This window comes from Sulfurisoma sediminicola, from assembly GCF_003865015.1.
In the GTDB taxonomy this organism is placed as follows: Bacteria; Pseudomonadota; Gammaproteobacteria; order Burkholderiales; family Rhodocyclaceae; genus Sulfurisoma; species Sulfurisoma sediminicola.
The window spans coordinates 257,195-272,994 of the sequence record NZ_BHVV01000008.1; the positions used below are offsets into that span (position 1 = coordinate 257,195).

The 15,800-nt window shown below is 66.3% G+C and carries 12 protein-coding genes; 7 read left to right on the forward strand and 5 right to left on the reverse strand.

The window, feature by feature from the left end:
• The first annotated feature begins 43 nt into the window (after positions 1-43).
• On the forward strand, positions 44-583 hold the full coding sequence (locus EJE94_RS12745; RefSeq protein WP_121242062.1) for a DUF2062 domain-containing protein: 540 nt from the start codon (positions 44-46) through the stop codon (positions 581-583).
• Positions 584-632: 49 nt separating this feature from the next.
• Complete coding sequence (locus EJE94_RS12750; RefSeq protein WP_121242064.1) at positions 633-2,258, forward strand: mechanosensitive ion channel family protein; 1,626 nt, start codon at positions 633-635, stop codon at positions 2,256-2,258.
• 16 nt (positions 2,259-2,274) lie between these two features.
• On the opposite strand, the gene lolD is transcribed toward EJE94_RS12750, so the two are convergent.
• Together lolD and EJE94_RS12760 are read right to left on the reverse strand one after the other, a co-directional pair.
• Positions 2,275-2,952, reverse strand: coding sequence for a lipoprotein-releasing ABC transporter ATP-binding protein LolD (gene lolD, locus EJE94_RS12755; protein ID WP_121242066.1), 678 nt, complete (start codon positions 2,950-2,952; stop codon positions 2,275-2,277).
• The gene (locus EJE94_RS12760; RefSeq protein WP_121242068.1) at positions 2,945-4,207 is read right to left on the reverse strand and encodes a lipoprotein-releasing ABC transporter permease subunit; all 1,263 of its coding nucleotides are present in this window, start codon (positions 4,205-4,207) and stop codon (positions 2,945-2,947) included. Before EJE94_RS12760 ends, lolD begins: the two co-directional genes overlap by 8 nt.
• A gap of 107 nt (positions 4,208-4,314) precedes the next feature.
• On the opposite strand from EJE94_RS12760, the gene EJE94_RS12765 reads away from it, so the two are divergent.
• The 5 genes from EJE94_RS12765 (at position 4,315) to prfB (ending at position 11,474) form a co-directional block, all read left to right on the forward strand.
• Positions 4,315-5,316, forward strand: a complete 1,002-nt coding sequence (locus EJE94_RS12765; RefSeq protein ID WP_121242070.1) for a hypothetical protein — start codon at positions 4,315-4,317, stop codon at positions 5,314-5,316.
• A 118-nt stretch (positions 5,317-5,434) separates the two neighbouring features.
• Complete coding sequence (gene recJ / locus EJE94_RS12770) at positions 5,435-7,126, forward strand: single-stranded-DNA-specific exonuclease RecJ (RefSeq protein WP_121242072.1); 1,692 nt, start codon at positions 5,435-5,437, stop codon at positions 7,124-7,126.
• 24 nt (positions 7,127-7,150) lie between these two features.
• Positions 7,151-9,817: a cation-translocating P-type ATPase gene (locus tag EJE94_RS12775; RefSeq protein ID WP_121242074.1), complete on the forward strand. Its 2,667-nt coding sequence runs from the start codon at positions 7,151-7,153 to the stop codon at positions 9,815-9,817.
• 99 nt (positions 9,818-9,916) lie between these two features.
• Positions 9,917-10,264, forward strand: coding sequence for a hypothetical protein (locus EJE94_RS12780; protein ID WP_121242076.1), 348 nt, complete (start codon positions 9,917-9,919; stop codon positions 10,262-10,264).
• 105 nt (positions 10,265-10,369) lie between these two features.
• Positions 10,370-11,474, forward strand: a protein-coding gene (gene prfB / locus EJE94_RS12785; protein ID WP_121242078.1) for a peptide chain release factor 2 whose coding sequence is annotated in 2 segments (ribosomal slippage) — positions 10,370-10,450 and positions 10,452-11,474 — 1,104 coding nt in all. Because the reading frame shifts where the segments join, the coding sequence is not laid out codon by codon here.
• Positions 11,475-11,544: 70 nt separating this feature from the next.
• On the opposite strand, the gene EJE94_RS12790 is transcribed toward prfB, so the two are convergent.
• From EJE94_RS12790 to EJE94_RS12800, 3 genes are read right to left on the reverse strand one after another with little or no spacing between them, the layout of a single operon-like run.
• The gene (locus EJE94_RS12790) at positions 11,545-13,422 is read right to left on the reverse strand and encodes a potassium transporter Kup (protein ID WP_121242081.1); all 1,878 of its coding nucleotides are present in this window, start codon (positions 13,420-13,422) and stop codon (positions 11,545-11,547) included.
• Between the two features lie 15 nt (positions 13,423-13,437).
• Complete coding sequence (locus tag EJE94_RS12795; RefSeq protein WP_121242083.1) at positions 13,438-14,127, reverse strand: response regulator; 690 nt, start codon at positions 14,125-14,127, stop codon at positions 13,438-13,440.
• Positions 14,124-15,641 (reverse strand): DUF4118 domain-containing protein, encoded by a 1,518-nt coding sequence (locus tag EJE94_RS12800; RefSeq protein ID WP_121242085.1) that lies wholly within the window; start codon positions 15,639-15,641, stop codon positions 14,124-14,126. The genes EJE94_RS12795 and EJE94_RS12800 overlap by 4 nt, the downstream gene beginning before the upstream one ends.
• Positions 15,642-15,800 lie beyond the last annotated feature (159 nt).

Below are 15,800 nucleotides of genomic sequence, written 5' to 3' on the forward strand. Positions count from 1 at the left end.
TGATTAGACCCCAATTCGGCGACCCGACCTCTAGAATCGAGGCATGCGCAAGCACCTTCGCAAGTACCTGCCGGACCATACCGCCGTCCACGACAACAAGTGGCTGGCGCCGTTCGCGGATACCCTGCTCCATCCGCGGCTGTGGCACCTCAACCGGCATTCGGCCGCCGGAGCCGTCGCCGTCGGGCTGTTCTGCGGCCTGATTCCCGGGCCGTTCCAGATGCTGGGCGCGGCGATCTGCGCACTGGTCTTCCGCGTCAATCTGCCGCTGGCGCTGTTCACCACCCTCTACACCAATCCCCTGACCATCGTGCCGCTCTATGTCGTGGCGTTCGAGCTGGGCAAGTGGGTACTGCCCGGCGAAGGCGAGGTCTTCGTCGCGCCTCCCGACTACGCCGGCAGCCTCTTCGGCTGGGTGGAGGCGCTGGTCAGCTGGATGTTGCAACTCGGCAAGCCGCTGGCCGTGGGACTGGTGCTGCTCGCCGCGCTGCTGTCCGTCGCCGGCTATCTGGCGATGCGGCTGGCCTACCGCATCTACCTGGTGCGCGCCTGGCGGCATCGCACACAGCGACGGCCCGAGTGATTTGGTATCGTGTCACTCGCCCCGAACAAGGATTCCTCGGAGATTCGAAATGGGTCATAGCGTACGCACGCTGTTGTTCGTCCTGCTGGCGCTCATCGCCGGTACCTCTTCGGTCCTCGCCGCGGCTGATGCAAAGCCCGCGAGCGGTGAAGCCGCCTACACCGGCCCGATCGCACCCCTCGTAGTCTTCAACCGGGCAATCATCATCTTTCGCGTCCCCTTCCTGGGGGCTTCGCCCACCGCACGCGCCGAGAGGGCACGCACCTTCATCGACGCGGCCTTGCGCGAAGGCGGCCCCCTGAAAGTGGAGGTCAGGCCGAACCCCGAGGGGCAGTTGGTGATGATCGACAACAAGCTGGCCTTCATCGTCACGACAGACGATGCCAACGCCGGCCTGCAGGAGAGCGCCGAGGCTGCCGCCCAACGGGCCGCACACCTGCTTGCACAAGTCGTGGGCGAAACCCGCGAAGCGAGGAGCACCGAGGCGATGCTGAAGGCGCTGACCTGGTCGGCAGCCGCCACGCTGGTCTTCGCGCTGCTGCTCTGGCCGCTGCTTCGCTCCGGCGGCTGGCTGGGAAGGACGCTGCAGAAATTTGCGGCAGTGGCTGTCCATAGGCGTCCGCTCAGCGGTACCCGGATATTCGAAGAACAGTACCTGATCCCCTTCGCTCTGCGCCTGCTGGTCCTGCTGCGCTGGCTCATCATCGCGCTGCTGGTCTACGAATGGCTGAGTTTCGTGCTTTCGCGCTTCCCCTACACCCGCCCCTGGGGCGAGGGCCTCAACACCTATCTGCTGACCCTGATCCAGGGCTTGGCCAAGGGCATGGTGGATGCGATTCCCGGCCTCGTCACCGCCGTCGCCATTTTCGTGCTTGCCCGCTTCTTCATCGGCTTTCTCGGCGGCTTCCTCGAGCGCATGGCTCGCGTCTCGGAACTCGAGTGGCTGAGCCCGGACACCCTGCCGACGACACGCCGCCTGTTCAGCATCGTCGTCTGGCTGTTCGCGGTCGTCATGGCCTACCCCTACCTGCCGGGAGCGCAGACCGAGGCATTCAAGGGCCTGTCGGTGCTCCTCGGCCTGATGGTCTCGCTCGGCTCGACCAGCGTGATCGGGCAGGCCCTCTCCGGATTGATCCTGACCTACACGCGCACCATCCGCCCCGGCGAGTACGTCCGCGTCGCCGAACACGAGGGGACCGTGACGGCGATGGGAGCCTTCACGACGCGCATCCGGACCGGCCTGGGCGAGGAACTGATCCTGCCCAACTCGGTGATCACCTCCAACGTGACCCGCAACTATTCGCGCGCCGTCAAGGGAGCCGGCTATATCGTCGACACCACGGTGACCATCGGCTACGACACGCCCTGGCGGCAGATCGAGGCGATGCTGATCGAGGCCGCCAGGCGCACCCCGGGCGTCCTCGCGGACCCGGCGCCGCGCGTGTTCCAGACGGCCTTGTCGGATTTCTACCCCGAATACCGCCTCGTGGCGCAGGCCATCCCGACCACGGCCAGCTCGCGCGCCGAGGTGCTCACCACGCTGCATGCCAACATCCAGGACGTCTTCAACGAGCACGGCGTCCAGATCATGTCACCGCATTACATGACCGATGGCGCGGAGGCCAAGGTGGTCAAGCCGGAAGACTGGTACCGGGCACCCGCACGGAAGGATTGACGGCGCGGCGACGCGCCTATTCGGCGAGCCGTCCGTCCTGCAGGCGCAGGACGCGATCGGCCCGCGCCGCGAGTTCCATGTCGTGGGTCACGATCACCAGGCTCGCGCCGCGTTCCCGATTGAGGGCAAGCATCAGTTCGAAGACCCCCTCCGCCGTACGGCGATCGAGGTTGCCGGTCGGCTCGTCGGCCAGCACGCACGCCGGCCGCGTTACCAATGCCCGCGCCACGGCAGTGCGCTGGCGCTCGCCACCCGACAGCTCACCCGGCCGATGCTGCAAGCGCTGGCCCAGCCCGACCTCGCCGAGCACCGCCGCCGCCCGCGCCTCGGCCTCGGCCCGCGGCATGCGCCGGATCAGCAGCGGCATCGCCACGTTCTCGACCGCAGTGAATTCGGGCAGCAGGTGATGGAACTGATAGACGAAACCCAGCGTCCCGTTGCGCAAGTGGCCGCGCTCGACCTCACTCGCCCTGAACAGGTCGCGCCCCAGCAACTCGACCGTGCCGGCCGACGGCGCATCGAGCCCGCCGAGCAGGTGCAGCAACGTGCTCTTGCCCGAGCCGCTGGCACCGACGATGGCCACCGTCTCGCCGGCACCGACTTTCAGGTCGATGCCGGCGAGCACCGGCAGTTCTGCATCGCCCTGGCGGAAAAGCTTGGACAGGCCGGTACAGGCCAGAACGGGATTACTCATAGCGCAAGGCCTCTGCGGGATTGACGCGCGAGGCCCGCCAGCTCGGGTAGAGCGTCGCCAGCAGCGTCAGCAGGAAGGAGACGCCACTGATCACGCCGACGTCGCGCCACTGCAGGTCCGATGGCAGGTCGGAAATGTAATAGACGTCCTTGGCGAGGAAATGGATGCCCAACACCCGCTCCAGTGCCGGCACCACGACGTCGATGTTGAGCGCCAGCGCCACGCCGCCGGCCACGCCCATGGCCAGGCCGATGACGCCGATCAGCGTGCCCTGGACGATGAAGATCGCCATCACGCTGCCCGGGCTCGCGCCGAGAGTGCGCAGGATGGCGATGTCCGGCTGCTTGTCCTGCACCATCATCACCAGGGTCGACACGATGTTGAAGGCGGCGACGGCGACGATCAGCAGCAGGATCAGGAACATCATGTTCTTCTCGATCTGCACCGCGCGGAAGAAGTTGGCGTGGCTGCGCGTCCAGTCGGAGATGAAAGCGTCGGCACCGACGTAGCGCAGCAGCTCGCGGGCGATGCGCGGCGCGGCGAAGAGATCGTCGACCTTGAGCCGCACGCCGGAGACGTTGTCGCCCATGCGATAGAGCTTCTGCGCATCGGCCATGTGGATCAGCGCCAGGCCCGAGTCGTACTCGTACATGCCGGCCTCGAAGATGCCGACCACGGTGAATTGCTTCATGCGCGGCAGCACGGCGGCCGGCGTCACCAGGCCCTGCGGCGCGATCAGCGCCACCTTGTCGCCGGCATAGACCTGCAGCGCGCGCGCCAGCTCGCTGCCGAGAATGATGCCGAACTCCCCCTCCTTGAGCGCATCGAGGCGACCGATCTTCATGTGGCGGGCGAAGTCGGCGACTTTGTCCTCGGCCTCGGGCAACACGCCGCGGATCATCGCGCCGCGCACCTGGCTGTCGAAGGCGAGCATCGCCTGCGCCTGGACGAACGGCGCCGCGGCCTCGACGCGTGGGTGGCGCTGCGCCGCCTGCAAGGGCACCTGCCAGTTCGCGAGTTCGCCGCTGGCGGCCGTTATCTGGACGTGGGAGGCGACGCCGAGGATGCGCGTGCGCAGTTCCTTCTGGAAGCCGTTCATCACCGACAGCACCACGATCAGCGCCGCCACGCCGAGCGCGATGCCCAGCATGGAGATCAGCGAGATGAAGGAGATGAAATGGTTGCGGCCCGTCAGGCGTTTCTTGGCGCGGGTGTAGCGCAGGCCGATGAAGAGCTCGTAGCGGAAGGGAAGCATGGTCGGGGTGCATGTAGCCTTGCGAAGGGCCGCCCCCGGGGAAGGCGACGCCCCCCGTGGGGGCAGCGAACGGCAGTGAGCGTGGGGGCACATGTTAACATGGCCCCATGCAAGTCCATCTGGCGCTGCCCGGCCTGCTCTGGCCGGCCAGGGCGCTGCCCGACGTGATGTTCGATCTCGAGCTGCCGGTGCTGTCCTGGCTGCTCGGTCGCGGGCGTCACAGTCATTCTTCCCCGCTCACCTTCGAAGACTGGCTGTCGCGCCGCTTCGGCCATGACGCAGCCGTGCCTGCCGCCGCACTGCGCCTGCTCGGCGAGGATGGCCAGCCGGGAAATGCCGACTGGATCTGCGCCGACCCCGCCCACCTCGCCTTCGAGCACGGCCACCCGACGCTGGCCGACCCCGCTCGACTCGAGCTGCAGGCCGACGAGATCGCCGCAATCACCGTGGCGCTGACGCCGACTTTTGCGGCGGTCGGCCGCTTTTCCCTGCGGCACTCGGGCCACGGCTACATCGAACTCGCCGCGCCGGCCGACATCGACGTCCCGCCGCTCGCCGCGGTGGTCGGCCGCGGCGCCGCCGCACTGCTGCCGCGCGGAGCGGACGCCGCGCGCTGGGTCCGTCTCGCCAACGAGGTGCAGATCGCGCTGCACGCGCTCGATCTCAACCGCCGCCGCGAGGATGCCGGCCTGCCCACCATCAACACGCTCTGGTTCTGGGGCACCGGCCGCCTGCCCGCGACCACCCGCGCGGCCTACCAAAAAGTCGGCGGTGGCGGCACGCTGGCGCGCGGCCTGGCCCGCCATGCCGGCGTGTCCTGGCAGCCCGCCAGCGACGCCCTGCCGGCCGCCGGCAGCACGCTGCTGATCGAGGGGCGCCTGCAGCCCCCGGCCCAGCAGCTCGATGCCCAGGCCTGGCGCGACGCCATGGTCACCCTCGACCGCGAGCGCCTCGCCCCGCTCGCCGCCGCCCTGCGCGGCGGACGCGTGAAGAAACTCATCCTCACCGCGCTCGGCGACGAAACCACGCTGGATCTCGAACTCACGCGCGGCGACGCGCTGCGCTTCTGGCGCCGGCCGCGGTCGCTGCTGGATGTCATCGCGCCATGACAAAGAGCCCCCCACGCTCACTTCGTTTATGTCCCCGGCGTTGCCGGGGACGGTATCCCTTGCGGACGCTGCCCCCCACGGGGGGGCGCATGCTGCCTTGGGACGGCCCGGCGGCAGCATGACCCGCATCGCCCTCCGCCCCGTCCCCACCCGCGCCCGCCTGACGCTCGAGCAGGCCGGCGTGCATCCGCTGCTGGCGCGGCTCTACGCCGCGCGCGGCGTAGCCGCGGCGGATGAGCTCGATACCCGCCTCGCCGCCCTGCTGCCGCCGGACACGCTCAAGGGTGCCGCCGAGGCGGCGCGACTGCTGGCCGACGCCATCGTGCAGAACAAGAAACTGCTGATCGTCGCCGACTACGACTGCGACGGCGCCACCGCCTGCGCCGTCGGCATCCGCGCGCTACGGCTGTTCGGCGCCAATGTCGACTACCTGGTGCCGGATCGCTTCAAGCTCGGCTACGGCCTCTCGCCCGAGGTGGCAAGACTCGCCGCGCAGCAGAAGCCCGACATCATCGTCACCGTCGACAACGGCATCGGAAGCCGAGAGGGCGTGGCCGAAGCCAATCGTCTGGGCATCGCCACGCTGATCACCGACCACCACCTGCCGGGGCCCGAGCTGCCCGCCGCCGCGGTCATCGTCAATCCCAACCAGCCCGGCTGCAGCTTCGCCAGCCGCGCCATCGCCGGCGTCGGCGTGATGTTCTACGTGATGCTGGCGCTGCGCGCGGAGCTGCGCGGCCGCGGCGCCTTCAAGGACAAGCCCGAGCCCAACCTCGCCGCCCTGCTCGACCTCGTCGCCCTCGGCACCGTCGCCGACGTGGTGCCGCTCGACCGCAACAACCGCGTGCTGGTCGCGCAGGGCATCAATCGCATGCGCGACGGAAAAATGCAGCCGGGCGTGCGCGCCCTCTTCGCCGTGGCCGGCCGCGACCCGCGCCAGGCCAGCACCTTCGACCTCGGCTTCGCCCTCGGCCCGCGCCTCAACGCCGCCGGGCGCCTGGCCGACATGGCGCTGGGCATCGAGTGCCTGATCACCGACGACGCCGGCCGCGCCATGAACATCGCCACCGAGCTCGACACCCTCAACCGCGAGCGCCGCAGCATCGAGGCCGGCATGCAGGCCGGCGCCGAGACCTTCATCGAGAGCATCGACGCCGCCAGCCGCGCCAGCCTGACGCTGTTCGACCCGGACTGGCACCAGGGCGTGGTCGGCATCCTCGCCGGCCGCGTCAAGGAAAGGCTGCACCGCCCGACCTTCGCCTTCGCCCGCGGCGACGATGAACAGGTGAAGGGTTCGGGCCGCTCCATCCCCGGCCTGCACCTGCGCGACGCGCTCGACCTCGTCGCCAAGCGCGCACCCGACCTGTTGCTGCGCTTCGGCGGCCATGCCGCCGCCGCCGGGGTGACGCTGCTCGAGGACAGGCTGACCGAGTTCGAGCAACTGTTCGAAGAGATCGCCCGCGGCCTGCTGACGCCGGCGCAGCTTTCGCGCACGCTGGAAACCGACGGCCCGCTCGAGACCGGCTACCTCTCGCTGGCCAGCGCCCAGCTGCTGCGCAACGAGATCTGGGGCCAGGGCTTTCCCGCGCCGATGTTCGCCGACGAGTTCGAGGTGGCCAGCCAGAAGCTGCTCAAGGACAAACACCTCAAACTGGCGTTGAGGAAGGGCAAGGCCCGCTACGAGGCGATCCGCTTCAACTGCGCCGAGCCTGCGCCAGCGCGCATCCGCGCCGCCTTCCGCATCGACGCCAACGAATACATGGGCATCGAGAGCCTGCAGCTGGTGATCGAGCACTTCGAACCAGCCTAGCTCGCAAGTCGGCGAACTGCGCCCATGAACCCGCCCGTCCCGCACATCGCCGAGCAGTCGCCGGACGCCGCGCTGGCCGCGCTGGGCAGCGGACCGCAGGGGCTGAGCGCCGCCGAGGCCCGGCGGCGGCTGGCAGAATTCGGCCCCAACCGGGTCGAGCCCGCGGCCCGCGATCCTGTGTGGCTGACGCTCGCCCGCGAGTTCACCCACTTCTTCGCGCTCATCCTCTGGCTGGCGGCGGCGCTGGCGCTCGTTGCCGAGCATTTCGGCCCGGGCCAGGGCATGGCGGAACTGGGACTGGCCATCGTCGGCGTCATCGTCGTCAATGGCTGCTTTTCCTTCTGGCAGGCCTGGCGCGCGGAAGCGGCGCTGGCCGCGCTGAGCCAGCTGCTGCCGCAGCAGGTACAGGTGCGGCGCGACGGCCTTACCCTGGAAGTGCCGGCGGCCGAACTGGTGCCGGGCGACATCGTGCTGCTGGCCGAAGGCGCCAAGGTGCCGGCGGACTGCCGCCTGATCGAGAGCTGGGGGCTGCGCGTCAACCTCGCTACGCTGACCGGCGAGTCTCGGCCCAAGGCCCGCAGCGCCGACGCCATCAGCGATGCGATCCCCGATCCGCTCGCGGCGCGGGCCCTGGTGCTCGCCGGCACCCTGATCGTCTCGGGCGAGTGCAGCGCCGTGGTATTCGCCACCGGCATGCGCACCGAGTTCGGCCGCATCGCCCACCTGACCCAGACGGCCGGCGAAGTCGAGTCACCGCTGCAGAAGGAGATCCGCCGCGTCTCGCGCCTCGTGGCCCTGCTGGCGCTTACCCTCGGCCTGGTGTTCTTCGCCATCGGTCAGGCCATCGGCCTGCCCTTCTGGGCGAACTTCATGTTCGCCATCGGCATCATCGTCGCCAACGTGCCTGAGGGCATGCTGCCGACGGTGACCCTCTCCCTGGCCCTGGCGACGCAGCGCATGGCCCGGCGCAATGCCCTGGTGCGCCACCTGCCGGCAGTCGAAACGCTGGGCAGCGCAACGGTCATCCTCACCGACAAGACCGGCACGCTGACCCAGAACCGCATGACGGTGCGCGAACTCTTCGTCGCCGGCTGCCATCGCCTCGCCGCTGAACGCTGGCCGCGCGCCTACGACCTGCACCTGCGCGCCGTCGCCCGCTTCTGCCACAGCCTCAAGTTTCCCAACGGCGCGCCCAGCGGCGACCCCATGGAAATCGCCCTCTGGCAGTTCGCCGGCGAAATTCCCGAACTCGGCAGCCGCGCCGGGGAAATCCCCTTCGACGCCGAGCGGCGGCGCATGTCGGTCATCACCCGCGAAACGGCGGGCAGCGAATTCCTCTGGTGCAAGGGCGCCCCCGAAACCGTCCTGCCGCTGTGCTCGACATGGCTCGAAGGCGACGTCTCGCGCCCCTTCGACGCGCAAGCACAGGAAACCCTGCGCCGCGCCCAGAACGACATGGCCGACCGCGGCCTGCGCGTGCTGGCGCTGGCGTGGAAGCCGCTCGCGGCCGGGGCCGGCGAACCGAGCGAGGACGGCCTCGAGCTGTGCGGCCTGATCGGCCTCGAAGACCCGCCGCGCCCCGACGTGCATGAGGCCGTGAATCGCTGCCACGAGGCCGGCATCCGCGTGATCATGGTCACCGGCGACCATCCGCACACGGCGGTGGCGCTGGCCAGGGAAGTGGACGTGGTGCGTACGTCCGCGCCGACCGTACTGACCGGAGACGAGGTGCGGCGGATGGATCCGGCCAGCCTGCAACTCGCGCTCGACGCGCCGGAGATCCTCTTCGCCCGCGTCAGCGCCGAGCAGAAGATGCTCATCGTCCAGGCCCTGCAGCGCAAGGGCGAGATCGTCGCGGTGACCGGCGACGGCGTCAATGACGCGCCGGCGCTGAAAACGGCCGACATCGGCATCGCCATGGGCCTCTCCGGCACCGATGTCGCCCGCGAGGCTGCCGACATCGTGCTGCTCGACGATCACTTCGGCACCATCGTCAACGCCATCGAGGAAGGCCGCGCGGTGTTCGAGAACATCCGCAAGTTCATCACCTACATCTTCACGCACAACTTTGCCGAGTTGGTACCCTTTCTCGCCTTCGTGCTGTTCCGCATCCCATTGCCGCTGACAGCTATCCTGGTTCTCGCCATCGATTTGGGGACGGACACCATACCGGCGCTCGCGCTCGGCGCCGAACCACCACACAGCGATCTCATGCGCCGCCCGCCGCGACGACGCGATGAACATCTTTTTACTTGGCCGATGTTCGCCCGCGCCTACGGCTTCCTCGGCCCGCTCGAAGCGCTGGCGGCAATGGCCACCTTTTTCTTCGTCCTCGACGCGGCAGGCTGGCACTACGGTCAGACGTTCGCCCCCGCCGATCCCATCTATCTCCAGGCCACCACAGCCTGCTTCGCCGGCATCGTGCTAACGCAGATGGTCAACATCTTCGTCTGCCGCCATCCGCTGCTGCCGGCGTGGCGTTTCCCCCTGTTCGAGAACCGGCTGCTTTTCGCCGGCCTCGCTTTCGAGTTCCTGCTGCTGCTGGCCATCGTCTACACCCCCTGGGGCAACCGCCTGTTCGGCACGGCGCCGCTGGCGGCCGAGGTCTGGCTGTTCGCGCTGCCGTTCGCGCTGGCGCTGGGCGTCCTCGAGGAAGCGCGCAAGGCCATCGTCAGGCGAATGTCAGATTGAAATTCGCGCCATTTTCCGGCCTCTGTCCCGACGTTTCGAGCCTTGGCGCAGGCTTAGGATTTGGGCTTTTTCTCAACCTCTCCATACCTTGGCCAAACGATGAACCCATCCAAGCTTCTCGCCCTCTTCGCCGGCAGCTGCCTTGCTGCCACCGCCACCCTGACCACGGCCGCCACCCCGGCCGTTCAGCCGCCCCAACCCATCGTCCTCCAGACGGCCGCGGCACCGCAAGCGCCCGCCGCGCAGCCGGCCTCCCCTTCCGCCGCGACCGCGCGCACCGCAACGGATGCCCCGGCGACGAAGGCCAGCAATGGCAAGGCACCGACTGCGAAGAAGAAAGGAACCAAGGCCGGCAAGAAGTCCTCCGCGAAGGGGACGAAGAAGTCGAGCAAGAAATCGTCCGGCAAGAAGAAGTCGAAATCGAAGTCCAAGCCGGCCCAGTATTGAAGAGGGTGGCGGCGCAATCCACGGGATAGCCCAAGAAAGTCGGCGCTGGCAGGACGCCGAAGATTAAAATGCCGCCTTATCGACGAATCGAAGAAAAGACCCCCCATGGAAGCCGAACGCCTCAACGCCATCGCCAACCGTCTCGCCGATCTGAAGCGTCGCGAGACCGAACTGCGGAGGTATCTTTGACTACGATGCCAAGGCATCGAAACTCGAAGAACTCTCGCGCGAACTCGAAGACCCCAAGGTTTGGGACGACGCCCCGCGCGCCCAGTCCCTGGGCAAGGAAAAGAAGTCCCTCGAAAACGTCGTTGTCACGCTGCGCGATATCGCGCAGCAACTGATCGACGCGCAGGACCTGCTCGACCTCGCCCGCGGCGAGGATGACGACGACACGCTGATCTCGATCGAAAGCGACCTCGCCGGCCTCGACGAACGCGTCGGTACGCTCGAATTCCGCCGCATGTTCGCCAATCCGGCCGACCCCAACAACTGCTTCATCGACATCCAGGCCGGCGCCGGTGGCACCGAGGCCTGCGACTGGGCGTCGATGCTGCTGCGCCAGTACCTCAAATACTGCGAGCGCAAGGGCTTCAAGACCGAGATTCTGGAACAGACCGACGGCGACGTCGCCGGCATCCGCAGCGCGTCGCTCAAGGTCGAGGGCGACTACGCCTACGGCCACCTGCGTACGGAGACCGGCGTGCATCGCCTGGTGCGAAAGTCGCCCTTCGATTCCTCGGGTGGCCGCCACACCTCCTTCGCCAGCCTCTACGTCTATCCTGAAATCGACGACTCCATCGAGGTCGAGATCAATCCCGCCGACCTGCGCGTCGATACCTTCCGCGCCTCCGGCGCCGGCGGCCAGCACATCAACAAGACCGATTCGGCCATCCGCATCACCCACGCCCCCACCGGCATCGTCGTGCAGTGCCAGAACGACCGCTCGCAGCATCGCAACCGCGCCGAGGCCATGGCCATGCTGAAATCGCGCCTCTACGAACTTGAACTGCGCAAGCGCCAGGCCGAGGCCGACAAGCTGGAAGCCGGCAAGACCGACGTCGGCTGGGGCCACCAGATCCGCAGCTATGTGCTCGACAATTCCCGCATCAAGGACCTGCGCACCAACGTCGAGATTTCCAACACCCAGAAGGTGCTCGACGGCGACCTCGACGCCTTCATCGAGGCCAGCCTCAAGCAGGGCGTGTAGTGCGTCTTCGGGCGGACGACATTCGTTCAACCCAGGACATTCGCTTCCGCTATTGAGCGACCCGCCAGCCCTATAGAACGACTTGAGTACCCAGTTCGACCACGCGGTTGGCCGGAAGGCCGAAGAAACTGGCGGCACTGCCCGCATTGCGGAACATCCCGACGAAAATCTTCTCGCGCCAGAAACACATCTCCGAGTTCAGTCGCGGAATCAGCGTTTCCCGACCGAGGAAGAAGGATGTATCCATGGGATCGAGAACCAGGCCGTCCTCGGCACACTGGTTGAGCGCCTCAGGTAACACCGGCTGTTCCATGAATCCGTACAACACGCGGACCTGCCAAAACTGGTTCTGCAGACGGGTTACCGTGACCCGCTTGGCTTCCGTGAAATGGGGAGAGTCGAGAATGTTCACGGAAACGAGTACGACCCGTTCGTGCATCGCCTTGTAATGCTTGAGGCTGTGCAGCATCGCATGCGGCACGTTATCGAGATTTGGCGTCAGGAAAACCGCCGTACCTGGGACACGAGCTACCGCCCCATCGATCCCGGACACGAACGACTTCATATCCATCGCATCGGCCGCCAGACGTGCACTGAGCAAGTCGCGACCCCGCTTCCAGGTTGAAAGCAGTAGGTAGACGCCAAGGCCAAATATCAAGGGGAACCAGCCGCCATCGGCGATCTTGACCGAGTTGGCGGAGAAGAACGCCAGATCGATGATGGCGAAGGGCAGCGCGCCGAGAAATGCCCGCCAGAACGACCAGCCCCAGACATACCTCGCAACGACGAATGCCAGCAGGTCGGTGATGAACATGGTGCCCGTAACGGCAATGCCATAGGCCGCCGCCAGATTCGAGGAACTGCCGAAACCGACAACCAGCGCGATCACCGCCACCAGCAGCGTCCAGTTGATGCTCCCCAGGTAGATCTGGCCGATCTGCTGATCGGACGTATGGCTGATTTCCATGCGCGGCGAGAAGCCGAGCTGGATGGCCTGCTGCGTGATCGAGAAGGCGCCGGAGATCACTGCCTGCGAGGCGATCACCGTAGCCACGGCGGCCAGTGCGACCATCGGATACAGCAGCCAGTCGGGTGCCAACAGGTAGAACGGGTTGGCGATCGCCTGCGGATCGCGCAACAGCAATGCACCCTGGCCGAAGTAGTTAAGCAAGAGCGCCGGCAGGACCAGGCCGAACCAGGCAAGCTGAATCGGCTTGCGGCCGAAATGCCCCATGTCCGCATAGAGCGCTTCGGCACCCGTCAGTGCGAGCACGGCGGCACCCAGGGCAAAGAACCCGAGGACGGGATTGGCCTCGAAGAAGCGGATGGCGTGCCACGGACCGAGCGCACGCAGCACCCCGGGGTCGTGAGCGATGCTGATAATGCCGAGCGCTCCCAGCGTAACGAACCACAGCACCATGATCGGGCCGAACAACGTGCCGACCGCCGCCGTGCCGTGCCGCTGAACCGCGAACAGGATCACCAGGATCACCAGCGAAATCGGCAACACATAAGGCTTGAGTGCCGGCGTGGCGACCTCCAGGCCCTCGACCGCCGACAGGACGGAAATTGCCGGGGTAATGACACCGTCGCCATAGAACAGTGCAGCTCCGAAAAGACCGAGCACGATGATCGCCTTGCGGCGTAGCGATCCCTGCTCCATCGGACGCAAGGCGAGCGCCATCAAGGCCATGATGCCGCCCTCCCCTTTGTTGTCCGCGCGCGTGATGAACAGCACGTACTTGAGGCTGACCACCACCATCAGCGACCAGAAGATCAGGGAAAGGATGCCCAGCACGTTGTCAGGCGTGATCGGCACCGGGTGGTGCGCCCCGCCGAAGACTTCCTTCAGTGCATACAGCGGACTGGTTCCGATGTCGCCATAGACAACGCCCAGGGCCGCCAGCGATAGCGCGGCCACACGGCTTTCCGTAGTGTTTGCGGACATGAGTTACCTCTTGGTTCAGGATTGAAATCGGTAGCCGACGCCGGTCTCGGTCAGAAAGTGCTGCGGCTGGGCGGGGTCGGTCTCAAGCTTCTGGCGCAAACGGCCAACGTAGACTCGAAGGTAATGCCCCTGGTCGGCATGCCCTGGTCCCCATACCTCCTGCATCAGGTGCCTATGGGTCATGACCTTGCCGCTGTTGGCGAGCATGACCGCAAGCAGGCGATACTCGATCTGCGTCAGGTGAATCTCCACGCCGTTCCGGCTGACGACACGTCGGGAGAGATCCACCACCACATCGCCGAATCTGTGGTGGGGCCTGGCTTCGCCGCTTTGCCCATGTCGTCTGATCAGGGCACGGACCCGTGCGAGCAGTTCTCCGACACCGAACGGCTTGGAAAGATAGTCGTCCGCGCCGGCGTCGAGTGCGGCGACCTTGTCCTGCTCTGCTGTTCTGGCGGAGAGAATGAGGATCGGCACATGCGACCATGTACGCAGGTCACGGATGAATTCGATGCCGTTCATGTCGGGCAGACCAAGATCGAGAATCACCAGATCGATCTTGCCGCCGGCCGCTTCGTCCAGTCCCTGTCGGGCAGTGCCTGCCTCGCTGAAGGTGCAACCATCCCGCCGCACGGCATCGCAAACAAAGCGGCGAATCTGCGGCTCATCCTCGACAACGAGCACCCGTGGCTTCGTCTCGCTCATGACGGGGCCTCCTCCTCCATGACCGGAGGGGTGCCGAGTGGAAGGGTGAAGCGTACGCAAGCGCCACCCGGGCGATTCTCGGCCGTAATCGTGCCGCCATGGGCGGCAATGATGGCCTTGCAGATTGCCAGGCCCATGCCTGTTCCCGCTACGGCGGGTTCACGCTCGCCCCGCACGAATAGTTCGAAGACCTGATCGACCCGATCTTCCGGGAAGCCCCGGCCGTCATTGCACACGGCGACGTCGAACCCGTTTTCGGAAACGCGGGCGATCAACTGGATTCGCGCCCCATCCCGGGAATACTTTGCGGCGTTCTCCAGGAGATTGCAGACGACACGTTCCAGAAGGACGGCGTCGAAATACACTAGGGGTAGATCGCGGGGCAGGTCGATCTCGAGCTTTCGCTTGGCAAGAGGGATGGAGAGCAGCCGCGTGCTGGAGCCGACTATCTCCTCGAACGGTTGCCACTCCCGGTTGAGCATGATGTTGCCTGCCTGCAATCGCGCCATTTCAAGCAGGTTAGACAGCAAGTGATGCATCGAGTGGGCCTGGTCTCGGATAATGCCGGCAGTTTCGATAACTCTCTCTGGCAACGGCGGTTGCTCTTGCACCAGGGTGTCGGCAAGTCCGACAAGGCTGGTCAGGGGCGTACGCAGGTCGTGAGACAAAGACGAGAGGATGGACGTGCGAAGTCTTTCCGCGGCCACCTCCAATTCTCCATGCCGAACTGCCTCGGCATAGTGAAGCCGTTCGATGGTGAGGGCGACGAGCGATGCGACAGCTTCAAGCAAGGGCCGATGGGATCGGACGCTCTCGGCATCGTCTGTCCTCGGCGCCACCGCCAGAACCCCGCGAACATGCGTCGGGGCACGCAGCGGCAGGAATACGATGGCCACCCCCGTGCCGGCCAGGGAATCGGTCTCGACAATCGCCTGGCGTTCGTTGGCCGAACGCGCGAAGTTTCGCTCCAGTTCGGTCAGATGGCGACCGTATTCCTGGAACGTGGTCTCGCCATCAAAGACGTCAGCCGCCAGTACCGTGACATCGAGATCGACCCCGCCAAGGAAGCGCTTCGTTACTTCGGCGACTTGCCCAACTGACAGGGCGCCGCCAAGATCCTTTGCCAGTTCGTACAGAACACGGGTATCGCGCTCCCGCGCTTGTGCCTGCTCCGTCTGCTCCGAGAGCCGAGCACCCAGATGGGAGGTAATCAGACCCACGGCCAGCATGACTGCGAACGTCACTACGTACTGTGCATCGGTGACCGCGAACGACAAGTGGGGCGGAACGAAGAAGAAGTCGAACAGCGCGACGCTCAAGAATGCCGCCAGGACGGACGGCCCGCGGCCCAGCCATACGGCGGCGACGAACACGGTCAGCAGAAACAGCATCACGATGTTGGCGACATCCAGCAACTCCCGCAGTGGGAGCGTGCCGAGTGTCATCAGGACACAGAGTGCTGTAGCAAGGAGATACCGGGCGTTACGCCAGCCCGATGGCAATATCGAATTCATGAGCGGCAGGCCGAACCGAAATGTGATGCCGGAAGTGTCCTACATGGCGTATATAAACGGCGTAAAAATTTCGCCTGGTCACGAGGCTGAGGCGAGCATGACGCAAGGACGCCAGCCCGCACCGCAGCTGTGGCGATCAAAATATCTTCACGGGCAGGG